Origin of the sequence: Metabacillus bambusae (assembly GCF_017497975.1) — a bacterium.
Classification (GTDB): Bacteria; Bacillota; Bacilli; order Bacillales; family Bacillaceae; genus Metabacillus; species Metabacillus bambusae.
Genome location: NZ_JAGDEL010000018.1, coordinates 37,423 through 62,510 on the forward strand (window position 1 = coordinate 37,423; position 25,088 = coordinate 62,510).

The following is a 25,088-nucleotide window of genomic DNA, read 5'->3' on the forward strand; positions in this document are numbered from 1 at the left end:
TCCTATATTAAAATTTAAATTTCGCCAAATGCTCTAGGAGATTTTTTGATACATCCGAAAGCTCTTTTGATTGCCCGTGCAAAGACTTTACTAAATCAGAAAGTGTAATTGTCATTTCGGTAGTAGTAGAAGCTCTTTCTCTAGCAAACAGCCTCATATCATCAACTTTTTGTAATATTTCATTGTCTTCAGGTGTTTCTAATTCTTTCAAATGCTTTTCTACTTGATCTAGGAAATATAGAATATCCTCCACTACTTGTCTTTGTTTACCGGTGGTTTCGATTGAAAGATTAAACAATTCATCCACAGATTTCTTGGTATCCTGCTCAAGATAATATGATAGTCTTTGAGTTGTTATTGCTTGGTTATTTGTGTTATCTAACATCTCATAAAGGGTATCTACCATTTGGTTAGCACTTTCAGAAAGGATCGTTAATTCTCCTCCATTTTTGATACTACTCTTTGCAGTTAAATCACCTGTTGCTAATCGTTCCATTTGAACTTTTACTTTTTGGATATTTGTGTATATTTGATTAAAGAAACTAACAGCTAATAAAAACAACACTACTAATGACATAATGCCTGTAGCAATAAGTATCCACGAATGGCGAACGAGCGGAGCACTTAACAAATCATAGTCTAGAGCAATATAAATCACTCGATCTTGACTAATTGGTATAAACGTTTTATACATTTGTTTTCCATTTACATTATCGATATACGATGTTTCTTTTTGTTTCTTTATCATATCGATTAATATATTTTCGTCTTTCGGTCCTTTTGTCTTAAATGAACCAAATTCAATTCTTTTTAACGGTGGGTAATAGGCTGTTTCTAAACTTTTATCTTCAAACACTCTAGGGTTTAAAACACCCATTTCTACTGTTATTGAATTTTCGGATATCATTTTTTGAATCCAACTGTCAGGACCAACTTCTTTTGTATATTGATAAACTTCATTTGCTTCAATATAAGGGGCTATAATATAATCTGTATTTTTAGGCTTATAATACGCATATTTGAAAAACATTGGTTTATCACCATGTGAACCTGATTGCACAATAGGAAGAACAATAACATCATCTATGAAACTAAAATAATCATTGTCTTTAATTTCTTCGTCTTTTAACATTTGATCTAGTATATTGTGCGCTTCAGAATTAATCTCTTTAATACTGAATCCAATTTCATTAGGATCAGTAGATTTTACACCCTGAATATCATCATTCACTCTAGCCATAACCGTTAATCCGTTAAGCCCTAATTGGTTTTGTATGTCCACCAGTTCATCATTTGTAATATTGTCAACATTTTTCCCTTCTAGTAAATTCCCGATATATTTCGAGCTTGAAATGATTTTTCTATTGATTTGATCTTCTATTGCGACTGATGCTATTTCAGTATCCTTTATCCCTTGCTGAAGTCCTTGATTCAACAAATTAGCCTGGTTTTCAATATTTTTTGAAATTTGATCCTTTAAATAAAAGTACTGTATAATGCCTGAACTTAATGCAACGAGAATGAGTACTGCGGAAAGTTGAGCTAAAAACTTTGCCCTTAATGTTTTTGGTTTTATATTCACTCTTACATCCTCCTCTATGATGTCTCTATCATTTTGCGTAAGGTTAAGCGATCTGTCTTTCCTTGAATGAGTGGAATTGCTTCAATCTGTAAAATTTTATCCGGTACTTTAATGGCTGCAATTTTTCTTGAGCAGTGCGAATATAACTCTTGTACATTTAAGTTACCCTCAGGTACAACAAACGCTATGACTTGTTCCCCATACAAAGTATGCGGTACACCAATAACAGCTGCTTGTTTAACATTAGGGTGTTGTGTTAATACGTACTCCACCTCTCCAGGTATCACAGCTTGTCCACCCTTTTTTATCATATTTTTTATTCTTTCAATTAGGATATATCTGTTATTACCAAGTGACTTAACAAGATCACCTGTATGGTACCAACCATCCTTCAAAACTTCATCTGTTAAATCAGGCCGTTTATAATACCCAGAAAAAACACCTTTCCCTCTAGCAAGTAACTCTCCAATATCTTCTTGTCCATCAACGTTAAACAGCTTAAACTCAACACCATTAAATCCTCGCATTTCTTTTTCCCTGAGTTCGCTATATAACATTGCTCCTCCTTCAGAAGAACCATAGGAGTTTATGAATTGAGTATCAGGGAAGGAATCTACTAAATCTATAAGTTCTTGAGAGATCATTTCCCCTACAAATCCTACTTTTTTTAGAATTTGTAAACAACCTGGGTTCGTTTTCTGAACAATTTTATATACAGATTTAAAAATGGATGGTGTACAGTACAATTTATTACATGATTTCTCGTCCAAAATTCTCCCAATTGTAATAGGATCGAAAGAATCCGGTATAACAAGGTGCGCATTCTTTCTTAAACTCAATAATATGGTTGCCAGTCCTACAGGAGCTGTTGGTGGAAGTATACTAAAGAAGACATCTTCTGTATTGAGTTCAAAAAAATCTTGTATATCATTAATCCAAGAATCCAGGTTTTCATTTCCTAACATCAATCCTTTTGGAATCCCTGTACTTCCAGATGAACAACCAATGACATCGATTCGATCTTTTTCAACAGGCTTCTCATCACCTTCAAACTTGTTTTCAACCCATTCGGTATTGTTTGATGTAGTATAAATAATGCATTCTTCATTGGTTTCTTGTGCCCATTTAATTAGGACTTCCTCAAAATTGAATCCATTGTTTTCATTTATTGAGAATACGACATGAGGGGAAAGAAATTCCAGCACAGCAGTTAAGTCATCTTTTCGGAACTGCCAACTTAACGGTATAAGAATCCCACCTAATTCATTGACAGCTAAAGCCAGTCCTAGAAATGATTCCACCTGAGGAATCATTACTCCGACTTTTTTCCCTTTTATTTCACTACATCCATTTAGAAGCTGAATAAATTGGTCTCTTTTTTCTTTAATATCTTCTAATGAATATTCTCCTCTAACTGTAGATAAAGAGGTTTTCTTCATATCTGCATTTCCACTAAAAATCCAATCAGAAAAGGTTTGATTAGCCAATTAATATCTCTCCCTTCATAAACGTACGATACATACTACCAACAGTTAAAACATCATCTATTTTATCAATACTCCCAAGCTCAAGTTTAAATCTCTCCGCTACTTCACATATAAGATTAACGAGTTGCATGGAATCCACTCCTAAATCATCTCGGAAACTACTATCCTTTTCTATATCTTCCAATGGTAAGTTTGATAGTTCTGATACAATCTTTCGAAAATCATCAAATGTCATGTTTAATCCTCCTATCTATTTTGAAACCATCGAATCGCTTGTTTTCTAACATCTTGAAGTTTATAGTTGCAACAATGTCCTTCGTCTGCGTATTCAATTAACTTTTTTTCAACTGGTATCGAATGATAGTAATCATAAATTTCATTATCTGGCACCATAACATCTAGGTTGCCATGGAAAAATAAGATTGGTTTTTTGTATGTTAGCTGCTCATAGTGAGGTAATATTTGCTCTCCCTCTTCTAAAACTGCATTCATTCTTTTTATAAAATAATCCGGTAGTAGCACTGTTTCCATTTTTAACGTTAATGCTGGACTTACGGCAACTACTTTATTTACAAGAGCATTTGTACTTCCATAAATAGCCCATGCTGCACCAGAGCTTGTTCCAAATAAGTTGATAGGCAAATCTCGATAGTTTGTATCAGCATATTCAATTTGTTTATCGATAAAAGTTGACCATCTTTTGTATGTTGCTTTTAATCCATTTAACGTATATGTCTGACCTTGACCAGGCCCATCAAAGCTTATTGTAATGAATCCATTTTCGATAAAATCGAGTTCATAAGTAAACAATTCTTCTTTTGATGAATCTATAGGGTTAATAATTATGATGATCCCTTTAGGGTTATCAGGTATCCGAATTCGACCTTCGCAATATTGTCCGTCCACCTCAAATGCATCATATACCGTTTTCTTGTCTGACAATTCATCTGCCTCTTTCGTTGATTGAAGCAATTCGTTATACCCGGTTAACTTTTCAGCATGTCTGCTAGGATAGATCCACTGATTAAGGTTGTAATAAAGGGAGCTTAGACGATACTGATATTCAGCTTCCTTAAATCGGCCTTGTTTTACCAAGCTTTTAGCCTCTTCAAATTTCTCAATCGCTAAACCTTTCCAACCAATACCCCAGTTTTCTAATGATGTGAATTTGTAACGGATTTTTTCTAAATCCTCTGGAATAACACCATGGGCTTTCCATCTATCCCAGAAGCCATCCATCACAAGAGTGGTTAGTAAGGTTTTCTTAATAGTAGATAAAAAATTTTCTCCAACCATTTAATCCACCTATCAATCTCTCAAAAGAGCTCTTTCAAACTCTTCCGCTAATGAAACATCCTCTTTAAACACGCCTTTTTTAATTGTAGTTACTGTTGAACTACCTGGCTTTTTCACTCCTCGCGCACACATACATAGATGTTGACCTTCAATACTTACGATAACTCCCTCTGGTTGAAGCACATTCATTACAGCATCAGCAATCTGTTGTGTCATGCGTTCTTGTACTTGCGGTCTCTTAGATGCTAGTTCTACTAAACGGGCGAATTTGCTTAATCCTACGACTCTACCATTTGGAATATAGCCTATATGTGCTTTCCCAAAGAATGGAATCAGATGATGTTCACAAAACGTATAGTAGCTAATATCCTTTACAACAACGATTCCCTCATAATCTTCTTCAAAAGTAGTTGTAAGCGCTGTTGCTGGATCAACACCTACCCCAGCAAAAACTTCGCCATACATTTTGGCAACTCGTTTTGGGGTATCTAATAATCCCTCTCGGTTTGGATCTTCACCAATTTGCTCCAAAATCGCTCGGATATGTTCTTCTAATAAACCTTTTTTAATTTCAACTGTCATTTTGAACCCCCCAAAAATAAGTATAAAAAATGCCCACCAATTCTAGATTGGTGGGCATGGTTTTTTCTTCAATGAAGAAAATTACGCGATTCCAATCCTTTTCGGAAACTCGGCGACCGTAGAGAAATTCTCCTTTAGGCCCGTAGCTTTGCGTCCCCAACTTTCACTGGGTTTGCCATTATCGAAGGTATATTATTTTTATCGTCATTTAGCCCTAATATTTGGAGTGGTAAATTTTACACATGAATAAATTATTAGGTAGCCTATAACCTACCAGCGATCCATATAACCTCTTTATTGTCGAACTATTTTATATGTCTATTTTCCTATACAATCTGAATCATGCCTATCACCAATAGCTCTTAATTGTTTTACTGTTTTGGAATTTTTATTAGGAAGGTCTTCCTATTTCTATAAGAATTGGAGGATCATTAACGTGGGAGTACTAAAAAAAACGGTGAGATCCTAATAAAGGACCCCACCGTTAGGTTTGACGTTCTAAAGATGCGAAAATCGATAATATAGCTCTTAGTTGATTAGCTTTGTTAGTTATATTCATCTGCATTGTACCTGGTTATTACATAGGTTGTAACAAATATACGACAATCTGGAGATAGCGAGCTATTTAAAGGATGAATAATATCCCCAAAAGGTTCACCATTCAAGAATTTTATGACACCCTTGAATTCAGAATCTAAAATCGCATCATAGCCTTTCACTTCCACAAAACATTTTTTATCGTCAATTCTCTTATAATCAACTGTTGTGACTGAATGCTGTTGTTCTTTATCCATATTTTTTTCCTCCTAATTTGTATATAGTTAGATACAAACTCTTGATAATGATAAAGAAAAGGCCTCCAAATTTAGAAAAACTAATATAATAAACAAGAGTAAACTTATCCATAAAAAATAACAAGGACCTGAGATTCACTCAAACCCTTGCTATCCTTAACATCTATGACGCGCTCGGAGGGATTCGAACCCCCGGCAGACGTGGTACCGGAAACCACCGCTCTATCCGACTGAGCTACGAGCGCAAAATATTTATACATCAGTAACGAAAATTATACGTGAACTTTACAATAATATCAACTGTCTTTTTATAGCAAACTCTACATCCTATTCCTAATCCAATTTTGACTATTTATACCGTTTGAAATGCAATAAATGTGGGAAACATGATAAACATGTTATGCTTAATAAGTACATAGTATAGTATAAATAAGGTTCAATAAGGATCTTTAACCTTTTCGTTTGACCTTTATTGACCTTAGTTGTATGATGGAAATACATAAAGTAATACAACTGCTAGTTGCATGTTTAGTATTATGTTCTAAAGGATTACATACTGGTATACGTTTATCCTTTAGTGCAATCTTTCTTATTACGAAGGAGGAATAGAATAATGAATTTAATCCCTACAGTTATTGAACAAACAAATCGTGGTGAGCGTGCTTACGACATTTACTCTCGTCTATTGAAAGACCGCATTATTATGCTTGGAAGTGGAATTGACGATAACGTAGCAAACTCAATCGTATCTCAGCTATTATTTTTAGAAGCAGAGGATCCAGAAAAGGATATTTCCATTTATATTAACTCTCCTGGTGGATCAATCACTGCCGGTATGGCGATTTATGACACGATGCAATTTATTAAACCACAAGTTTCAACAATCTGTATCGGTATGGCTGCATCTATGGGTGCATTCTTACTTGCAGCTGGAGAAAAAGGTAAACGTTACGCACTTCCGAACAGTGAAGTAATGATTCACCAACCACTTGGTGGAGCACAAGGTCAGGCAACAGAAATTGAAATTGCTGCAAAGCGTATTCTTTTCTTGCGTGACAAATTAAACAAAATCCTTTCAGACCGTACTGGTCAGTCCTTAGATGTCATTGAGCGTGATACAGAGCGTGATAATTTCATGACTGCTAATCGTGCTCTAGAGTATGGTTTAATTGATAAAGTATTAGACCGTAGTCCTATTGGCGAAAAATAAAATGATTTTTTTATTAAGAGTTAAAGCTTCTTCTGAGCTTTAACTCTTTTTCATTTAATCCTTAATTGTTTTTTCTATATTATTACAACTTGAATTTTTCTACTTTATCTTTCAGTTCAGATGATAGGCTCTCAACGAAAGCAACGCTCTTTGTAATATCAGAAACTGCAAGTGACTGTTCTCTGCTGGAAGAAGCGACCTCTTCCGTAACAGCTGTGTTTTCTTCGATCACTGCTGAGATATTCTCTAATGCAGAAAGGACACTGTTTGATTCATTTTTAAGTTCATTAAGAATTTGTTGAATCTGGGTCGTATCAAGCTCTGTCTGATCTACTTTTTCAACAATGTTTTGGAGTGCGTCTTCCCCTTTTTTGATAAAAGATTCTTGTTTCTTAACGGCTTCTATATTAGATTCCATTTTACTTACCGTTTGGGAAGTTTCAGTTTGAATATTACCAATTAAATCAGCAATTTTATTTGTTGCAGCTTGTGTTTGTTCAGCTAGTTTTCTTACCTCATCAGCAACGACCGCGAACCCCTTACCATGTTCTCCAGCTCTTGCTGCTTCAATTGCAGCATTTAAGGCAAGTAGATTTGTTTGATTAGCAATTTCAGAAATAATAGCGATTATTCCTCCAACTTCATCGGAACGATTCGCTAAGTTCTGAACAGTCTTTGTTGTTTCATTGACAGCCAAAACTAACTCGTCAAGCTGTACAGTTGCCTTTTTCATCGCTTCCTTACCTTCTGAAGCTACTTCTGCAGATATTTTTGCGTTTTGAACAGTTTGTGTCATCTTGTTTTCGCCATTTTGTAGAAGCTTCATTGAAAGATTCATCATGTCTAAAATGTTGTTCACTTCTTCTGACTGTTTATGGATTCCAGCTGCGGTCTCATTCATTGACACAGCAATTTGGTTTGCTGCATCATTCGTCGTATTTATATGTTTTGATAAGCCCATTGTGGTTCCATTTATTTTAAAAGTTGATGTGTTAATATCTGTGATCGTTTGTTTTAATTCAACAACCATTTCATTAAAGGCACGTGATAAGGTTCCAATCTCATCATTACGATTCGTTTTAATCTGTACAGTAAAGTCACCCTTTGAAATATCCTCTGCCTGCTTTGATAATGTGATAAGAGGGTTTGTTAAGACTCTAGAAAATACATAAATTATTGCAATACTAATAACTAATATGACGCCTACTAAAAGAAGCATATTATTTATGTTTTTTTGTAAGACCTCATAAATTTTGGTTGCATCAAGGTCTACACCAACAACTCCAATCGTTTCTCCAGCCTCATTTTGAATAGGTAAATAGGTAGAAAACAATTTACCATATTCATCAGACGTAAGCTGACCTTCACTACTTACACCTGTTTTAAAGGTTTCAATCATCTGATAATACTCGGCCGAATTCTCTTCTACTTCCCCAAGTGCAGAAGCATCATCGCTATCAATTGGCATTCCATCGACGACATAATAGTACTCATCTCCCTGTTTTGCCATCGTATATAAATACGTTAATCCGTTAGCCTCACGAATTTCATTCATTTCCACTCGTAGTTCTTTATAATAATCGTTTTCAGTTTTATTGATAGTAAGATTGGTAAACTCATCTATATCAATTTTACTTATCGTATATTTTGCAATATTAGTAGCTTGATGGTTTAAAGACCCATTCACTAAATCTGTTGATGACTTAAAATTGATGATCCCGATAATAACAACTACGATCAAGATAAGTAGTGAAAACAGTGTTATCATTTTAGATTTTAAACTTTTCATTTTTATTCTCTTTTTCATAAATTTTACCTTCCTTAATGCGTTGTCTTAATTTTTTTATTTACTAAAACACAAAAAGAATCATTTTTTACATTGCTGATACATCCTACCACTGTTCAAAATATTACAAATAACTACAAAATCTTCCTGATAGTAACATAGTCCTAATTTCATGTTAAGTCAAGATATTAAATAATGAAAATTCTAAAAAAATTGTCGCTATTTATTATCAACATTAAGGATAAAAAAAATAGCACACCGCGTATATCAATCGGTGTGCTGCCTTTTTTATCCTTCTTGCTGTACGTAGTTAGCTAATGTATCTACTGCTTCTTGTTCGTCATTTCCTTCTGCAATTAGTGTTATGATAGATCCTGAACTTATTGCTAAACTCATAAGCCCCATAATACTTTTTGCATTTACCTTTTTTCCGTCTTTCTCTAAGAAAACATCTGATGCAAACCGGTTTGCTTCTTGAACAAATAATGCAGCTGGACGAGCTTGTAAACCAGTTTTCAGGTGAACTTCAACTTTTTTTTCAACCATAGTTATCTCCTCTTCTCTTTTAATTAATTTATTTGGCTGTTTTCTCAAACTTTGTTGCTATTTACCAAGTAGTGCGGTGTGGTTGATTTCAACTCCAGATGTTCGCTTTCCGCGGGGCGGGCGGTGAGCCTCCTCGGCGTAAACGCCTGTGGGGTCTCACCTGTCCCGCTACTCCCGCAGGAGTCTCGCACTTCCGCTCCAATCAACCTAACCAGTTCTCGCTTTAAAACAACAATCTCTTAGAAAAGAGCCATTTATTTTAATGATAGCGGTTGGCCTGTTCGTAGTTGTTCAGCAATTTGGTCTAATTTTCGTAAGCGATGGTTAATACCAGATTTGCTAATTGTTCCGCTTGTTACCATTTCACCCAGTTCTTTTAATGTAACATCTTGATATTCGACTCGTAGCTTTGCAATTTCTCGAAGTTTATCGGGTAATGCATCTAGCCCAATTTTATTATCGATGAATCGAATATTTTCAACCTGTCTTAGTGCAGCACCAATTGTTTTGTTCAAATTGGCTGTTTCACAATTCACTAGACGGTTAACAGAATTCCTCATGTCTCGGACAATTCTTACATCCTCAAAACGAAGTAATGCTTGATGGGCACCGATTATATTTAGAAGCTCGGTAATTTTTTCTGCTTCTTTTAAATACGTAATGAAGCCCTTTTTTCGTTCTAACGTCTTGCTGTTTAAATCAAATGTATTCATTAACTCGCAAAGAGAATCATTATGCTCTTTGTAAAGAGAGAAAATTTCGAGATGATAAGAGGAAGTTTCAGGATTGTTAACAGAGCCTCCTGCAAGAAATGCTCCGCGAATATAAGAGCGTTTGCAACATTTCTTTTTCACGAGTGTGCTTGAAATATCCCTAACAAAGGTAAAATCTTCCTCTAAAATATTTAAATCCTCTAAAATAGCCTTTGCCTTTTCAGTTAGGCGAACAATATAGACATTGTTCTTTTTCAAACGCATTTTTTTACGTACGAGTAATTCCACTGAAACCTCATATTGCTTTTTCAATAATATATAGATACGCCTTGCAATAGCTGCATTTTCTGTTTGAATATCAACCATAATCACTCGATTTGAAAATGAAAGGGATCCATTCATTCTAATAAGTGCAGATAGCTCTGCTTTTAGACAGCAAGGCTTTAGCTCTAAGTTTGTTAGTTCCTTTTTTGTTTCAGATGCAAATGACAACCTCTGCACCCCCATTCTAAGACATGCACTTATGTCATTTCTTGCTGAAGCATTCCGTAAAGTAGCTTTGCTACTTTATTTGTATCATGTCTAATTACACTATTTTCGTAACTTACAATTTTATCTGTGATGACTTCAAGACCTAATGATTTTAATGCCTCGATATCAAAATGTACTGGCTTTGCAAGCTCCTCTTCATATAACGATTTGATATGATCAGGAATTTCTTCTTCATTAACAAGAATGGTATTCATAAATGTGCATCTCATATGATCATATAATGCTTTAACATGATCACTTGCAGAAAAATTCAATGTTTCTCCTGCTTGTGTCATCACATTACAAATGTAAACTTTTTTCGCTTTCGCTTTACAAACCTCTTCTCCTATTTTAGGAACAAGAAGGTTCGGTAGAATACTTGTGTACAGACTACCAGGCCCAATTATAATTAAATCCGCTTCTCTAATCACATCAAGTGTTTCAGGTAACGGCTCAATATCATCAGGACTAAGAAAGACTCTTTTTATTTTCTTTCCTGAAAAAGGAATTTTGGACTCACCAGAAACAATGGTTCCATCTTCCATTTCAGCGTTTAAAATGACACTGGTATTTGCAGCAGGTAATACTTTCCCACGCACATTTAACACAGTACTCATTTCCTTTATTGCATGGACAAAATCACCAGTAATATTTGTCATAGCAGCTAAGATCAGATTTCCTAATGAATGTCCAATTAAATTATTTCCTTTATTGAAACGATGCTGGAAAAGCTCCTCTACAAGAGGCTCAACATCTGACAAAGCTGCTAATACATTGCGAATATCACCAGGAGGAGGAATGTTTAATTCATTTCGGAGCCTGCCTGAGCTCCCGCCATCATCAGCAACTGTGACAATTGCTGTAATGTCTAAGGGGAACTGCTTTAATCCTCGTAAAAGGACAGATAAACCAGTACCCCCGCCAATGATGACAACCTTTGGCAAATGTTTACTCTCCATTAATTAATGTTGCTTTCTTTTCTCAATATCTCGGTGAGAAACTTGAGTATGATAGTCATTTTTATAATGGTTTGCAATGTATTCTGCTAGTGTAACTGAGCGATGCTGTCCTCCCGTACAACCTATCGCAATGATGATTTGACTTTTGCCTTCCCGCTTATAATAAGGAAGCATAAAAGTGAGTAAATCGATGAGTTTTTCTAAAAACTTCTGTGTTTCACTCCATTTTAACACATAAGAGGATACTTCCTCTTGTAATCCAGTTTTTGGTCTCATATGGTCAATATAGTGCGGGTTTGGCAAGAATCGTACATCAAACATGAGATCAGCATCAATTGGTACACCATATTTAAATCCAAATGAAGTCACATTAACTGTAAACGTATGCTCAACATTTGAAGAAAATTGCTTCAGGATTTTTTCTCTTAAATCTCTTGGCTTCAAGTCTGATGTTTCATAGATTAGCTGTGCTCTTCCTTTAAGCTCCTCAAGAAGCTCACGTTCAAGTCCAATCCCCTCTAATGGAAGCCCTTTTGAAGCTAAAGGATGTGACCTACGTGTTTCTTTATACCTCGTTACTAGTGTAGCGTCTTTCGCATCAAGATATAATATTTGCGGTGTAAGCCAAGTACTTTCAGACAAATCATCAAGTGCTTGGAAAAGATGATCGAAGAATTCCCTTCCTCGTAGATCCATAACTAATGCAACCTTATTCATCTTAGCGCCTGATTCTTTCATTAACTCTAAAAATTTTGGCAGCAGAGTTGGCGGTAAATTATCAACGCAAAAATACCCAAGATCTTCGAAGCTTTGAATCGCCACAGTTTTACCTGCACCTGACATCCCTGTGATAATCACCATTTGTACATCTTGAGTTGAAGTTTGCTGTTCATTATTTTCAATCGTCATAGCCTTTTCCTCCTTTCTACTGATACCTAGCTCTATTTACTAAAATATATGGATTATTTGCTTAGCTTTCACTATACAAATTTCCCACATATTATTGATGTACGGAGTTAAATAGTCTCATTGAGGATATTCGATTTATTGTGGATCTAAACGATAAGAGATCAGCTCATAGTCAGGTGTATAGGTAAAGGTTCCATATAGCATACCCGTCCCTTTAATGACATAATCGAATATGTGATGATCCCCTGGAGCCATTGGTAATTGTTGAATGGCTTCCTTCTCATGCCATTTAATCGTTCCCTCTTCCGATTCAAGGACATTTGTACCCTGATAATCTGTTGCCAAGAAAGTAAACATCATCCATTCAGATACAATTTCTTTACCGTCTTGAATTAAAAAGGTAAAAACTCCCTTTAACTGAGGGTTTTTAATGTATATGCCAGTTTCCTCGCGATATTCACGGGTCACGGTATCCTTAACAGATTCACCTAGCTCCATTTTTCCACCAGGAGCTACCCACCAGCCTCTTTTTGGTTTTTGTAGGAGAAGTACTTTGTTTCCTTCTACTAAGACGCAATTTGTAACTCGTTGCACCTTCTTCACCTCAATTTTCACATGACTTTAGAAAAGCATAAGCGTATACTCAGCCTCAAAGGAATAAGCATAAATAGAAGGCATTCTTTACCTTTTATTTATATGTGACCAGCCCCTAGGAAAAAAGGGTTTTATTTTCTCTTTAAGGAGTTAGACACCGACACTAAGTAGAAAAGTCTAATCTTGTTTGTTACGTTCTTCACTTTCACTTATTATACTATTTTAATTTGGTCTTAACAACGAAGTCGATTAGTTGAAATATTAGACTTTCTATATGTATATACGGATGGTAATCAAAACAGTTTCACTTTTTAAGGTAAAACTTACGATGTCACACAAAATTCATTTTAATAGTGAATTTAATTTCATTCTAGAGGTAAGGTAAAATGACTGTATTACTCCCTGTACATAAAAAAATACAACAGTAGTGAGGACAAAAAAAGGGAGCATGGGAAAGGGCGCCCATGCTCTAAAATAAGTCTATTTATAAAAGGGGGTCAATTACTAACTCTATAATAACCTATAATTGTTTCACCCATGTTACAGGATGGTTAAAACAGAATTACGAATTTGTTAAGAACAAATTCGCAAGCTCTTATCCAAAGCTTTACTTAACTGCTTTTAGCTTCTCCGCTAATTCTTCTACATAGTGTTGTGCACTTTGTGCTGCAATACTACCATCACCAGTTGCTGTGACAATTTGGCGAAGCATTTTTTCACGTATATCCCCAGCTGCAAAGATTCCCTCAACTTTAGTTTCCATGCGGTCATTTGTTTCAATATACCCATTCTCATTCGTAATACCAAGACTTTCAAATGGCTTTGATAAAGGCAGCATTCCAATATAAATGAAGACACCGTCTGTTTTAAAATCTTTTTCTTCACCATTAACAGTATTCACTAATGTTACATTTCCTACTTTACCATCTTGTTCATGAATTTCTTTCACAGTATGGTTCCAAATGAAATCTACTTTTTCGTTGTCAAATGCACGTTGTTGTAGAATTTTTTGTGCTCGTAATTCTTCACGGCGATGCACAATTGTAACTTTAGAAGCAAAACGTGTTAAATACACACCTTCCTCGACAGCTGAATCTCCACCACCAACAACAACTAGCTCTTTACCTTTAAAGAATGCACCATCACATACGGCACAATAAGAAACTCCACGTCCACCTAATTCTTTTTCGCCCGGCACACCAATCTTTTTATATTCAGCACCAGCTGTAATAATAACGGCACGTGCTTTATACTCTTTTTTTCCAGCTATAACCGTTTTGTATTCTACACCATCAATCACTTCTTTAATATCGCCATATGCATATTCAGCACCGAATTTCTTCGCATGGTCGAACATCTTTGTTGATAGCTCAGGTCCTAATATATGATCAAAGCCAGGGTAGTTTTCTACTTCTTCTGTGTTAGCCATTTGCCCGCCTGGCACCCCACGTTCAATCATAAGTGTTGATAAGTTTGCACGTGATGTATAAACAGCTGCAGTCATACCTGCTGGACCCGCACCTACGATGATCACGTCATATATTTTTTCTTCTGACACGAATGTTCACTCCTAACAAGAAAGTTTACTTTGATTTGTACGATCTCTTTTTCATTTTGCCCTATACACATCGTATAAAATAATGACGATTCATGCCATTTTTTTGCTCAAGAAACAAAAGCGGAAGCGCCTTGATCAGCCCCGACAAGCATAAGCTAATTTAGGATAGAAGGCGTTCTTTGCCTTCAATTCTAAATTAGCTTATGACCTCGAGGGGCTAGGCGCTGGAGCTGGATGTCGTGCGCTTATCCACAGTTCAAGAATTATATAATCTCCTAAACGAGAACAAAAGCGCAAGCGCCTTGATCAGCGACGTAGAAAAAAGAGCACTTTTCTAAAAGCAGTTAGGAGCTAATGTCAGTCATGTTCTTGATGAGCTTTACGTACTTCCCAACTGAAGATACCGATACACCATACATATTTGCTACTGTAGCTTGGCTTACATGCTCATTACTTTGATTTTTCCATACGTAATCTAAAGCTGCTGCCCAACCAAGATGATTTTTTAGCGAATAGTCACGCTTATATGCTTTTATAAGAATTTTAAACGAAAATAAAAAAAGCTTATCATGCTCAGAGTGTACAAATAATGAGTTTGCAATCTGATAAAAAGAGGTTATTTTATCATAAGCATTAAAATCCTTCGATAAGGCTAGCTTGATAAATTCTTTTTCTAATTGCGACTGTGGAACATTTGATGCTTCGTAGTCATTAATTTGCTCATAATTATTTGTTTGAGCTGCAAGGAAAATAGCATACAAGCGTTCTTCTAACGTCATACTTGTTGCTCGCTGGAAAGCTGTGTCAATCTTTTGATTCCATGGCTCAGAACCAGCCTTACTTTTATTTTCCTTTAACACCCGCTCCCACATCTGTTCAGCAAAAGAAATATGTCCTGTAAAATAAGCCGAATAGGATAGCCAATAATAAAAGGTATCATCACCTTCAAATCCTGACTTATGAAGAGAACGAAGCCATTTATAAGCAAATGGATAATACCCTACTAACGCGAAGGTTGCCCCTAATTTATAACGATGCTCGTAAAGAAGAGGATGAACAGTTGATAGTGTTTTTGTAAGCTCTTCAACCTTTTCATCTTGTCGTTCATAAAAATAAAATACTAATAAATTGCAGTACGCATGAAGATTACCAGGATTACGTTGAAGAACAGTTTGCAAATATTCCTTCGCTTTATCAACTTCTCCAACATAGAAATAAGCAAGCGATAAATTATTATGGGCAGACCAAAATTCAGGGTATTCCACTACAATCTCTTCAAGTAGTAAAATGGCCTCTTCAAACTGACTATTTTCTAAAAGAGATTTTGCTGCATCCTGTTTTAATATCAAATCATCAGGATCCTTTAAAAACGGCTCCTCTCCATCATCTTCCATTGTAAGGAGATCAATGAGGTCTTCGTTTTCCTCTATAAATTCACCATAAGGTTCTTTGTTTGAATATTCAGTTGCACACTTATATGCTTCCTGAAATAATCCAAGATGTGCGAAATTATTTGCCATAAAATAGTGGCACTCTGTCATTTCTTTATCAACTTCATCAAGTATATATGAAAGCAATTCATTTGATTGGCTATACTTCCCCATATCCGTATAAATCGTTGCTAATTGGGATAGCATTGTTAAATCTTTAGGATTTAACTCAACTGCCTTTTGCAAATATTTGCTAGCTTTTTGAAAGTTCTGCTCTCGATAAGCCTTCAGGCCTTTATTATAATAATATTGTCCATCTTGGAGAAACGGGACAACCTGTGCTTTTTGTTGTTGTTTGCTCAATTGTTTTCCCACTGAAATCCTCCATTTCATTCAATTCACCGTAGGTTAGTATACCATAAGATAAGTGTTGAATAATAGTGAGAATACAAAACCATTCCAAAACAAGTGAATTCATAGAAAATCTCAAAAGGGATTCGGAATTAGACCATTCCGAACCCCTTTTGTCGATAACCTGATTCCCTTTACAATGTGTAGAAGGAGTTTTGATTTTAAACGAACATATCGAACAGTAAAACTGTTCCGAAAGCAATAAATGAAAGTAATGTCTCCAATACCGTCCACGTTTTAAATGTTTCTTTTACCGTTAAGCCCAAGTATTCTTTTACCATCCAGAAACCAGCATCATTTACGTGTGAGAACATTAGTGATCCTGCACCTGTTGCGATAACGAGTAATTCCAAGTTTACACCTGACAAGTGTTCAATGATTGGTGCAACGATACCAGCGGCTGTTGTTAATGCGACTGTCGCTGAACCTGTCGCAATACGAATTAAGCCTGCTACAATAAACGCCAATACAATTGGTGAGAGGGAAAAATGCTCGGACATTTGCCCAATCGATGTACCAACACCACTCTCAATAAGGATTTGTTTAAAACCGCCACCTGCACCAATTATTAAAATAATAGATCCAACAGGAAGTAGGCACTCTTCTGATAACTTCTGAATGAAATTTTTATCCATGCCTTGACGAATGCCAAGGAAATAAAAAGCTGCAAAACATGAAATTAAAAGGGCAATAACAGGACTTCCAATAAAGATAAAGAATTTTAGAACACCACTAGGTAGTCCCAGATATGGTGCAATAACTGATAGTACCATTAAAAAAACAGGTAATAAGATAATGAAAAATGAAATGCCTGTGCTTGGCAGTTTTTCTGACGTATTACTTACTCGTATTAACTGTGGCTCACCTTCAGGAATCACGCGATGTTTCACCCACTTTGCAAACAATGGTCCTGCGATAATTGCTGCTGGCAGCGCAATAATGAGTGAGTAGACTAAAACTTTTCCTATATCAGCTTGATAGATTCCTATTGCCGTCATTGCTCCCGGGTGCGGTGGTACAAGACCGTGTACAATGGATAACCCAGCAAGGACTGGTATTGCGATTAATAAAATGTTTTGCTTTGTCGTTCGATAAATTGAAATAACGAGAGGTAATAACATAACAATCCCTACGTCAAAAAATACTGGGATCCCAATGATAAAGCCTGAGAGCAGCATCGCCCATGGCAATTTCTTTACACCAAAGATTCGAATGAAGAAATCCGCAACTTGCATTCCAGCACCGGAATCCGACATCAACTTACCTAAAATCGTCCCTAACGCTAAAATTCCTACTAAATGGCCTAAAACACTCCCAACTCCTGTTTCATAGGCACTCACAATTTGATCCATCGATAATCCGGACATAATCGCTAAGAACAAGCTCGCAACGGTTAAACTAATGAATGCATGCCATTTCCACCATGCTACTCCTAAAATAACAATCACAATAGCTAGCAATGTAATTGATAATAAATATACTTCCATTGTTCTTCCCCCTTCTCCCTATACGTAAACGTTTTCAATTCTATTGCGAGAAAAGAAGCTTTTCCCCCTTCTCGCATTCTCTCTAGCCTTTATTATTTACTAAGTCCTTTGCCACGTTTCTACCTTTCTATATCGCCTACTGATTCTGTCATCGCCCGCAGTATTTCGCTCTCCGATGACATTGGCGTGTCGCCTACAATTGTATGTGCAAGCATTCCTGCTGCTGCAGCAAATTCAACAGTTATCTCAGATGAAAAGCCTTCCATTTCACCATGTACAATGCCGCTTGTATAAGCATCTCCTGCACCAATTCTGTCATAGACAGAAAAGGAAAGTGTTTTTGAAAAGATGAATGCTTGATTCTTAAAGATAAATCCCTTTAAAGAATGTGTATTGTCACCGTTGATTGAACGGTGCGTACCAGCAATGACAGAGATCTTGTATGTTTTCGCAACAGTTGGAATCAATTCCATAAGCTGCTCCCTGCGATCGTCCTTCTCTGTTTTCATCCCTAGAACAAACATGGCATCTGTTTCATTCATCATGACAATGTCGGCTAAATGAAGCATTTCTTCATAATGTGGTTTCGCTTTTTCATATCCGTCTTCACCCCAAAGCGATGGACGGTAATTACAGTCAAAAACAACTGTACCTCCATTTTCTTTCACCGCTTTGGCAAATGCTTTCATGTGATGACGAACAGTATCATTCATCGCAAGCGTGATTCCGCAAAAATGAACAACATCGATTTTCTTTGCAATGTTTTTAAAATCATACTTTCCCAAAGCTGCTGTATTAAAACTACTCTCTAGTCGATTGGAATAGGTAACGCGACTAGGCCGCGCACCGAATCCATTTTCTAAAAAATACATTCCAACGTAATTTCCATCTCTTCTAATGAAAGATTGTGTGACACCAAGTCTTTGTAGATAAGATACTGCTGCATCCCCAACAGCATTTGCTGGCAATGTGGAGACAAGGTACCCTGTATGCCCAAAGCGTGCTAGAGCTGCGGTTACATTAACTCCCGTACCGGAGAAAGAATAATTTAAAGTGCTTGCTTGTGACAGGAGTTCATACCCCGGTACCTGCAAGCGCATCATAACCTCTCCAAATGCTGCAACATTTTTAGCCATGTTGATCTACCAATTTCTTTATCGTTTCAAGTAATTCGCGTACATCTTCGACATTTGTTTTTCCTGTTTCTTTGTTGATAATCGATGAATACACGTGAGGAATGACTTGCGGCACATTAGCCTCTAAAGCAATCCGCAAGATTGTTTCAAAATTCTCTTTGTCGATCCCACCTGTTGGCTCTAACGCAAAACCTGCTTCCCCACATGCTTGTGCAACTGCACGGAACTCGTTTTCACTGCTTAACCCGTTCATTGGGAAGTATTTTAATGCATTGCCGCCCATGTCGCGTACAAGCGCAATCGCCGTTTTGATCGGTACGATTGCATGCTCGTCCTGTGCAGCGCTAACTGGACCTGTTGAAATATTCACATATCCTACTCGTCCTGTCGGAGACACTAAACTATTGATCCAGCTATCTTTTTTACCAAGGTTGGCACGTGTAGCTCCAACAGCAGGAAATACTTGGTTAATATGACTGCCAGGATAGTGTTTCGCAATCTCTGCTACTACTGCAGCTTGGCGATTGTCACCAGCACCTAATCCAATCGATACGGCTTCATCAATTTCTTTTCCATAGTCTTTCATAGCTGCTACAGCTTCTTCTACCGTTGGGTAGTCTTTTGAAAGAACACCGACTAAAACAAAACCTTCCGCTGCTTCGTATACCCCTTTGGCATTCTCTACACTATTTGCTAAAACATTTAATGCGACACGGTTCTTGTAAAAACGTTTTGTCATGTTTGACATCTTATTTTCCTCCTCCTACTAATTCACGTATCTTAGATTCAATTACCTCAATATCATCATTTTGCAGCGGACGGGGATCGATATCGAAATAGCCCTGTCTCACACCATAATCACGTGTATAAATGGCAATTTCACCTTCGCGCAGACCTGTATTCACTTCTTGTGCTGTTATATGCGCTTGTTTTGGATCAATTTGAATCCTAGCACGGAATATCGCCCGACCCGCTTCATCTTGAACAATTGTCACATTGACACCTTGAAGTTCATTCAATGGCATTAATGCCTGTAATGATTCTTTTTCTTGTTCACTTTTATCTTCTTTATTGCCGTATTCATCGAGAGCTTGAAGTAATCCAAATGTTGTTTCTTTCCCGACTTTCATACTGCGTCCAATACAATGTAATTGAACTTTTACCCACTCAATATAGGTTCGCTTACCGCCAATAATCCCTGAAGTTGGGCCTTCTATGGCCTTTGAACCACTGTAGATCGCAAGGTCTGAGTATCTCACATACTTCTGAATGTCTTCTTCAGCAGCAGCATCCACGATGAGTGGAACTCCGTTTCTCTTTGCAATCTCCCATGCTTCCTCAACAGAAATCATATTTTTTTGGACTGCATGGTGTGATTTGACATAAAGAATGGCTGCTGTGTTTTCAGAAATCGCATCCTCTATATGTTCCGCTCTTCCTTCATTGGCGTAGCCAACTTCAACAAGCTTTCCACCACCTAAATAAATCATCGTTTCAACAGGTGCTCCGTATTGTACGTTGTGACCTTTTAGCATGATGATTTCACTTTTCAGAATATCTTCTTGATGCAGACGCTCACTTTTACGGCGATTACCCTGTGTCACAATAGCTGCAACAGAAAGGGCAATACCGCTTGATGCCGAGTTAACTATAACCGCTGCGTCGGAACCTAGAATGCGTGCTACGTAATCACCTGCTTTATCGACTAAATCTGCAATCTCAACATAATTTTGTCCACCTTGTTTCATCGCATCCATTACGGTATCAGTGGGTGCTGATACACCTAGGATACTCATTCGTCCACTTGCATTAATAACACGTTTAAGCCCATATTTAGCATTCAATAAATTCGCCATTTGCAACTACTCCTTTTGTTTCTATTCTTCTACCTGCTACACGTTTGTCCCCTTCGGAATCGATAAGTGTAATCGGTTCATTTTTAACTGTAAATAATGTTAAATTCGCAACGTCCCCAACCTCTATGCGGCCAAGTTCTGGTTTTTCAAGCCAGTTAGCTGCATTTGTAGTAACTGCTGCGATCACCTCTTCTAGGGAATATCCTAAGGAAAGAAATTTTGTAAGAACATTCGCCATGCTATATACAGGACCGTTCATTCGGTTCCCACGATAGATATCTGTACTGATCGTATTTAAACCGATGTGATGGCGTTTTGCTGCTTCAGCAACTCTAAAAGAGAAGCTTGCAGTACCATGACCAACATCCAAATGTACACCTCGTTGAATTGCATCCTTGAACACTTGGAGGGGATTTTCTTTTGCATCGAAAAGATTATTTTGTTTTCCATTGAGATAATGGGTAATGACATCTCTTTTTTCTAAGAGTGGAATAATTTCATCGATATATGGTGGACCAGAACCGATGTGGACCATTAACGGCAATGATGTTTCAATAGAAAGTGAGCGCGCGATCCGTAAAGGTTCAATACCACTTTCACAAACAACGCTTTTGCTAATCCGAGCCTTTAATCCAACGATTACCTCTTTATAATCATTTACTGCTTGTACGACCTTTTCTTTATCTATCCATTCTAAATTTGATAATTCATCTACTCTTTTTAAACCAATACGTGAAATATTCAAAAATGCATATAAGTTGGTTTTAGCTCTTTCACTACTTGAAACCAAATCTGTAATTCGATCAGCTCCACAGCTTCCCGCATCCACGATTGTCGTGACACCTTGCTTGACTCCTATTTCATCGATTTCATCGCCATACGGATCAAATTCAGGAAATGCATGGACATGTAAATCAATCCAACCACTCGATACATACACACCTGAGTAATCTAAAACATGCTTTCCGCGTCCATATCCAGCCTTCGTCACCTGAGCAATTTTACCACCCTCTATGACAAGATCAATCTCATCTCCATTTACCGTTCTTACTTGACTCAATACAAAGTCCTTCAATTCATTCACCTCTATTTAAACACGCTTACAATTTATATTGTAGACCTACCTCTCATACACATAGGTTGTGCGAGAGAAAAAAATATAGCAGTCATAACGTTATGATGTTTGTTACTTCAAAAAGGTTAAGATTGATATAACGATAAGATAACACAGAAAATCAACAAAGTAAACATAACGTTATAATGTTTGTTAGTAAAAAATTAGTTGTAAAATATTCCAATCCCGAAACCAAGAAAATCTATGTAATAGAAAAAAGCTAAGAACTTATTGGAGAACTTAGCTCTTTCTACTATACATTTAAATTCACAACATATTTATGAATATCTGTATTATAGTATCCGATTGAATATTCTATTAATTGTTCATTGATATCATAAGAAAAACGAGTTCTTTGAAATAGTGGTTTTGATTCGATATTTAGCAAGTTCGCTATTTTTTCATTTGGTATTTCTACACCAAATTCATCTTGAAAACGATTAAAGTATACTCCCTTTTTATACAACAATTCATATAAGGAATCTTTAAATGTTTCAGGGTCTAACGAAAGTGTAAATCGATCGGGAATATAGTGAGTAAAATGAATATATGGTTGTTCATTTAACGTATAGATCCTCTCAATGCAATAGCACTCTCTTTCAAAGTTTGTAGATAAAATTGGATGGTTTGAGACATCAACTTTAGAGATCGTTACGTTGCCCTTTCTTAACGTATATCCTGTCGATAATAAATATTCAGAAAATCCCTGACCCTTTGATAATTTAGAGATTGCTCGATTATCCAATACTTTCGTACCAATACCGCTATGTTTTTCCACATAGCCTTCAATTGCTAATTGTTCAACAGCTTTGCGGATCGTGATTTTACTGACACCAAATTCTTTTTCTAATACAGGTTCAGGTGGGATTAACGAATTTTTTGGATATAATCCTTTTATGATTCGTTCTTTTAATTCATTTTTCACTTGAATATAAAATGGTCCCTTATTCCGTAACAATCTCATAAAGATCTACCTTTCCAACGTTTCTAATCTTAAATCAAACAATGTTTAAATACAGTCTAAAGCAGCAACTGGTAAGTCTCTATATGTAATGCTTTTCCTTTATATATGAAGCCATGTATTTTGTTGTTCATCATAGTGAACATTCTTTTTTATTGTACCAGTAATTGTATAAATATTGTATCTTTTTGAAAGTAGAGGGATCAGTTGCTCTACCTATCTGTTGTTACAGTTTTTCATTTTTATCAATGTATTTACACGACCATCGCTATGATGGATCATAATTGTTGCAAATATAAAGGAAGAAAAACCCTATTTTATAAAACAAATGAATCCAAAAAGTGATATCTAAATATACGATCATTTAGTGGTAGCGTCAGAACCGCATATTTACAATGTTAAGGAAATTCCAATATTAATAAGCCCCAATTTCTTAGCATTAATCTTAAGAAATTGGACTTATTTTAATTACTCCATTAAAGCGCCCTTTCGAAATAACACCCGAGCTTCTATTAGCTGGTTTAGTTGAAGAATTTGTTGTCTATTATTCTTGATTGTCTTCGCCACTTTTGTATTCTAAAATGTCTCCAGGTTGGCATTCTAATGCTTTGCAAATTGCCTCTAAAGTTGAAAGCCTAATTGCTTTTGCCTTTCCATTTTTCAATACAGAAAGGTTAGCCATTGTTATTCCAACCCTCTCCGAAAGTCCTGTTACGTTCAATTTTCCTTTTAGCAAGCATCACATCAATATTGATTATAATTGCCATGTTATCCACCTCAGACTATTAAATCATTAATTAAAATGTTTCTATAGCTTAATACCAATCATTTCAAAACAAGGCATATTACTCAATTTCCCCCACAAAAAAGAGCATACCTTATTACGGATATGCTCCCGTTTGTTGAAGATCGCTACAGTAGCTTATTTATTAATTACCCCTTAACAACTATTCTTTATCTCGGTGCATAAAGTTCAACTGAAAGAAAATTCCACTTAATAAAGCTACTATCATTCCTAACATTACAGCATAACCTGAAAATACTTCATTACCCTCAAAAACACTACAAATAACTATTCCGCCAATTCCACCGACAATCAATAGTAAAAGCCAAACAAATAAAGATGCCATCTTGTTCCTCCGTAAAACATATATGTCTGTATTGTATTTTATCATTTCTAACTAATATCCTGCTCGTTAAGCCAAGATACCTCTTGATCTAACAAATTGGGACAAATGACGTCAAATCCTTGTTTGAAAAAAGACTCACAAATCCGCTTTATGTGGAAATTAATTCTATAAATCTCATGGATAACTATGGATAATAACCTTAGAACTTTGTTGCTTGTATATCACTTCAAACCTTACAGTCCTTTTTATACATTATACAGTTTATACCAAAAAAGCACATTCCTTTTCAATGAAATGCGCTCGTTTGTGGAGGATCAAATTAAAGTTCTTCAAAAAACTTGCTTACATTAGAACAATAATTCAACAAAAAATGCTTTAATCCAAGAAGGATTAAAGCACGTTAGCACAACAAGAAAAGAGATCGCCGCAGTGATCCCTTCTTTAACTCTTGCTACCCGATAGTTTAAGAAGAAATCTTTAAAGTTGGATATCTAAATCATTTAAATTCCCATTCAATAATTATCTGATTTTCTCCGCCAACTCTAAAATAATGCCCTCTGGACCACGAACGTAGCATAACTTATAACTTTCTTCATATTGCTGTATCTCACTAAAGACTTCTGTGCCCTTCTTTTTCAATTTTGCAACAATAGCTTCAATATCTTCAACAGCAAAGCAAATATGTCGGATACCCAGCGTATTTGCAAAAGGTTGCTGAATATCTTTTTCATCTGACGGCGTATAAAATTTGACTAGCTCTATCCATGCCTGACCATCTGGCATCCCCAATCCTACACATGCCGTTTTAACATCATTAAGCCCAACTATTCTGTCCAACTGTTCTCCATCCAATTCCCATTCCGCTTGCACTTCAAGTCCTAAATCAAGAAAAAACGCTTTAGCCTCTGAAAGATCATTTACGTTTATACTCACATGATCTATTCTATTGATCTTCATATCTCATACCTCCTACGTTCCTGTTATTTCAATACCTGTATTCGTTTAAGGTTTGTTTG

At 36.2% G+C, this 25,088-nt stretch carries 24 protein-coding genes, 1 tRNA gene, 1 pseudogene and 1 riboswitch; of the genes and pseudogenes, 1 reads left to right on the forward strand and 25 read right to left on the reverse strand.

Features of this window, described 5'->3' with window-relative positions:
- Positions 1–7: 7 nt before the first annotated feature.
- The 7 genes from I7822_RS20150 to I7822_RS20180 all read right to left on the reverse strand — a co-directional run bounded on the left by I7822_RS20150 (position 8) and on the right by I7822_RS20180 (position 5,986).
- Positions 8–1,582 carry a methyl-accepting chemotaxis protein gene (locus tag I7822_RS20150; protein ID WP_207980867.1) on the reverse strand — a complete coding sequence of 525 codons (1,575 nt, stop codon included), beginning with the start codon at positions 1,580–1,582 and terminating at the stop codon, positions 8–10.
- Positions 1,583–1,596: 14 nt separating this feature from the next.
- The gene (locus I7822_RS20155; protein WP_207980868.1) at positions 1,597–3,069 is read right to left on the reverse strand and encodes a class I adenylate-forming enzyme family protein; all 1,473 of its coding nucleotides are present in this window, start codon (positions 3,067–3,069) and stop codon (positions 1,597–1,599) included.
- The gene (locus I7822_RS20160; RefSeq protein WP_207980869.1) at positions 3,062–3,304 is read right to left on the reverse strand and encodes an acyl carrier protein; all 243 of its coding nucleotides are present in this window, start codon (positions 3,302–3,304) and stop codon (positions 3,062–3,064) included. Before I7822_RS20160 ends, I7822_RS20155 begins: the two co-directional genes overlap by 8 nt.
- An 11-nt stretch (positions 3,305–3,315) precedes the next feature.
- Positions 3,316–4,365, reverse strand: coding sequence for an alpha/beta hydrolase family protein (locus I7822_RS20165; protein WP_207980870.1), 1,050 nt, complete (start codon positions 4,363–4,365; stop codon positions 3,316–3,318).
- Positions 4,366–4,377: 12 nt separating this feature from the next.
- Entirely contained in the window at positions 4,378–4,947 is a 570-nt protein-coding gene (folE, locus tag I7822_RS20170) for a GTP cyclohydrolase I FolE (RefSeq protein WP_207980871.1), read from the reverse strand.
- Positions 4,948–5,047: 100 nt separating this feature from the next.
- Positions 5,048–5,134: riboswitch (cyclic di-GMP riboswitch) on the reverse strand.
- A gap of 358 nt (positions 5,135–5,492) precedes the next feature.
- Positions 5,493–5,741 carry a hypothetical protein gene (locus I7822_RS20175; RefSeq protein WP_207980872.1) on the reverse strand — a complete coding sequence of 83 codons (249 nt, stop codon included), beginning with the start codon at positions 5,739–5,741 and terminating at the stop codon, positions 5,493–5,495.
- 169 nt (positions 5,742–5,910) lie between these two features.
- A tRNA-Arg gene (locus tag I7822_RS20180) sits at positions 5,911–5,986 on the reverse strand.
- Positions 5,987–6,354: 368 nt separating this feature from the next.
- Here I7822_RS20180 and clpP point away from each other — a divergent pair.
- Positions 6,355–6,951 carry an ATP-dependent Clp endopeptidase proteolytic subunit ClpP gene (clpP, locus tag I7822_RS20185; RefSeq protein ID WP_207980873.1) on the forward strand — a complete coding sequence of 199 codons (597 nt, stop codon included), beginning with the start codon at positions 6,355–6,357 and terminating at the stop codon, positions 6,949–6,951.
- Between the two features lie 82 nt (positions 6,952–7,033).
- Here the strand turns inward: clpP and I7822_RS20190 are convergent, their stop codons facing one another.
- The 18 genes and pseudogenes from I7822_RS20190 to I7822_RS20275 form a co-directional block, all read right to left on the reverse strand.
- Positions 7,034–8,758 (reverse strand): methyl-accepting chemotaxis protein, encoded by a 1,725-nt coding sequence (locus I7822_RS20190; protein WP_207980874.1) that lies wholly within the window; start codon positions 8,756–8,758, stop codon positions 7,034–7,036.
- A gap of 267 nt (positions 8,759–9,025) precedes the next feature.
- On the reverse strand, positions 9,026–9,283 hold the full coding sequence (locus I7822_RS20195; protein ID WP_207980875.1) for an HPr family phosphocarrier protein: 258 nt from the start codon (positions 9,281–9,283) through the stop codon (positions 9,026–9,028).
- A gap of 254 nt (positions 9,284–9,537) precedes the next feature.
- Positions 9,538–10,488 carry a DNA-binding protein WhiA gene (gene whiA / locus I7822_RS20200; RefSeq protein ID WP_207980876.1) on the reverse strand — a complete coding sequence of 317 codons (951 nt, stop codon included), beginning with the start codon at positions 10,486–10,488 and terminating at the stop codon, positions 9,538–9,540.
- A gap of 29 nt (positions 10,489–10,517) precedes the next feature.
- Positions 10,518–11,486 (reverse strand): gluconeogenesis morphogenetic factor MgfK, encoded by a 969-nt coding sequence (mgfK, locus tag I7822_RS20205; protein WP_207980877.1) that lies wholly within the window; start codon positions 11,484–11,486, stop codon positions 10,518–10,520.
- Positions 11,487–11,489: 3 nt separating this feature from the next.
- On the reverse strand, positions 11,490–12,395 hold the full coding sequence (gene rapZ / locus I7822_RS20210; RefSeq protein WP_207980878.1) for an RNase adapter RapZ: 906 nt from the start codon (positions 12,393–12,395) through the stop codon (positions 11,490–11,492).
- Between the two features lie 135 nt (positions 12,396–12,530).
- On the reverse strand, positions 12,531–12,989 hold the full coding sequence (locus I7822_RS20215) for an 8-oxo-dGTP diphosphatase (protein ID WP_207980879.1): 459 nt from the start codon (positions 12,987–12,989) through the stop codon (positions 12,531–12,533).
- A gap of 607 nt (positions 12,990–13,596) precedes the next feature.
- A complete protein-coding gene (gene trxB, locus I7822_RS20220) occupies positions 13,597–14,547 on the reverse strand; it encodes a thioredoxin-disulfide reductase (protein ID WP_207980880.1) in 951 nt (316 codons plus the stop codon).
- Between the two features lie 344 nt (positions 14,548–14,891).
- Positions 14,892–16,352: a tetratricopeptide repeat protein gene (locus I7822_RS20225; RefSeq protein ID WP_207980881.1), complete on the reverse strand. Its 1,461-nt coding sequence runs from the start codon at positions 16,350–16,352 to the stop codon at positions 14,892–14,894.
- Between the two features lie 197 nt (positions 16,353–16,549).
- Entirely contained in the window at positions 16,550–17,875 is a 1,326-nt protein-coding gene (locus I7822_RS20230; RefSeq protein ID WP_207980882.1) for a GntT/GntP/DsdX family permease, read from the reverse strand.
- A 119-nt stretch (positions 17,876–17,994) separates the two neighbouring features.
- A complete protein-coding gene (locus tag I7822_RS20235) occupies positions 17,995–19,011 on the reverse strand; it encodes a sugar kinase (RefSeq protein ID WP_207980883.1) in 1,017 nt (338 codons plus the stop codon).
- Positions 19,004–19,759, reverse strand: a complete 756-nt coding sequence (gene dagF / locus I7822_RS20240) for a 2-dehydro-3-deoxy-phosphogluconate aldolase (protein WP_207980884.1) — start codon at positions 19,757–19,759, stop codon at positions 19,004–19,006. The genes I7822_RS20235 and dagF overlap by 8 nt, the downstream gene beginning before the upstream one ends.
- A gap of 1 nt (position 19,760) precedes the next feature.
- Positions 19,761–20,867 (reverse strand): DgaE family pyridoxal phosphate-dependent ammonia lyase, encoded by a 1,107-nt coding sequence (locus tag I7822_RS20245; RefSeq protein ID WP_207980885.1) that lies wholly within the window; start codon positions 20,865–20,867, stop codon positions 19,761–19,763.
- Complete coding sequence (locus I7822_RS20250) at positions 20,845–21,942, reverse strand: amidohydrolase/deacetylase family metallohydrolase (RefSeq protein WP_207980886.1); 1,098 nt, start codon at positions 21,940–21,942, stop codon at positions 20,845–20,847. The genes I7822_RS20245 and I7822_RS20250 overlap by 23 nt, the downstream gene beginning before the upstream one ends.
- A 292-nt stretch (positions 21,943–22,234) precedes the next feature.
- Entirely contained in the window at positions 22,235–22,945 is a 711-nt protein-coding gene (locus I7822_RS20255; protein ID WP_207980887.1) for a GntR family transcriptional regulator, read from the reverse strand.
- A gap of 541 nt (positions 22,946–23,486) precedes the next feature.
- Positions 23,487–23,709: pseudogene (locus tag I7822_RS20260) on the reverse strand (helix-turn-helix domain-containing protein).
- 180 nt (positions 23,710–23,889) lie between these two features.
- Entirely contained in the window at positions 23,890–24,072 is a 183-nt protein-coding gene (locus I7822_RS20265) for a hypothetical protein (protein WP_207980888.1), read from the reverse strand.
- A gap of 47 nt (positions 24,073–24,119) precedes the next feature.
- Positions 24,120–24,260 carry a dienelactone hydrolase family protein gene (locus tag I7822_RS30295; protein WP_207980941.1) on the reverse strand — a complete coding sequence of 47 codons (141 nt, stop codon included), beginning with the start codon at positions 24,258–24,260 and terminating at the stop codon, positions 24,120–24,122.
- 331 nt (positions 24,261–24,591) lie between these two features.
- The gene (locus I7822_RS20275; RefSeq protein WP_071358291.1) at positions 24,592–25,029 is read right to left on the reverse strand and encodes a VOC family protein; all 438 of its coding nucleotides are present in this window, start codon (positions 25,027–25,029) and stop codon (positions 24,592–24,594) included.
- Between the last annotated feature and the right edge of the window lie 59 nt (positions 25,030–25,088).

What these genes read in the sequence shown, in the direction of transcription:
- I7822_RS20160 (WP_207980869.1), bottom strand. Translation starts at nt 3,304, where the DNA reads ATGACATTTGATGATTTTCGAAAGATTGTATCAGAACTATCAAACTTA.
- I7822_RS20165 (WP_207980870.1), bottom strand. Translation starts at nt 4,365, where the DNA reads ATGGTTGGAGAAAATTTTTTATCTACTATTAAGAAAACCTTACTAACC.
- folE (WP_207980871.1), bottom strand. Translation starts at nt 4,947, where the DNA reads ATGACAGTTGAAATTAAAAAAGGTTTATTAGAAGAACATATCCGAGCG.
- I7822_RS20175 (WP_207980872.1), bottom strand. Translation starts at nt 5,741, where the DNA reads ATGGATAAAGAACAACAGCATTCAGTCACAACAGTTGATTATAAGAGA.
- clpP (WP_207980873.1), top strand. Translation starts at nt 6,355, where the DNA reads ATGAATTTAATCCCTACAGTTATTGAACAAACAAATCGTGGTGAGCGT.
- I7822_RS20190 (WP_207980874.1), bottom strand. Translation starts at nt 8,758, where the DNA reads ATGAAAAAGAGAATAAAAATGAAAAGTTTAAAATCTAAAATGATAACA.
- I7822_RS20195 (WP_207980875.1), bottom strand. Translation starts at nt 9,283, where the DNA reads ATGGTTGAAAAAAAAGTTGAAGTTCACCTGAAAACTGGTTTACAAGCT.
- mgfK (WP_207980877.1), bottom strand. Translation starts at nt 11,486, where the DNA reads ATGGAGAGTAAACATTTGCCAAAGGTTGTCATCATTGGCGGGGGTACT.
- rapZ (WP_207980878.1), bottom strand. Translation starts at nt 12,395, where the DNA reads ATGACGATTGAAAATAATGAACAGCAAACTTCAACTCAAGATGTACAA.
- I7822_RS20230 (WP_207980882.1), bottom strand. Translation starts at nt 17,875, where the DNA reads ATGGAAGTATATTTATTATCAATTACATTGCTAGCTATTGTGATTGTT.
- I7822_RS20235 (WP_207980883.1), bottom strand. Translation starts at nt 19,011, where the DNA reads ATGGCTAAAAATGTTGCAGCATTTGGAGAGGTTATGATGCGCTTGCAG.
- dagF (WP_207980884.1), bottom strand. Translation starts at nt 19,759, where the DNA reads ATGTCAAACATGACAAAACGTTTTTACAAGAACCGTGTCGCATTAAAT.
- I7822_RS20245 (WP_207980885.1), bottom strand. Translation starts at nt 20,867, where the DNA reads ATGGCGAATTTATTGAATGCTAAATATGGGCTTAAACGTGTTATTAAT.
- I7822_RS20255 (WP_207980887.1), bottom strand. Translation starts at nt 22,945, where the DNA reads ATGAGATTGTTACGGAATAAGGGACCATTTTATATTCAAGTGAAAAAT.
- I7822_RS20265 (WP_207980888.1), bottom strand. Translation starts at nt 24,072, where the DNA reads ATGGCATCTTTATTTGTTTGGCTTTTACTATTGATTGTCGGTGGAATT.
- I7822_RS20275 (WP_071358291.1), bottom strand. Translation starts at nt 25,029, where the DNA reads ATGAAGATCAATAGAATAGATCATGTGAGTATAAACGTAAATGATCTT.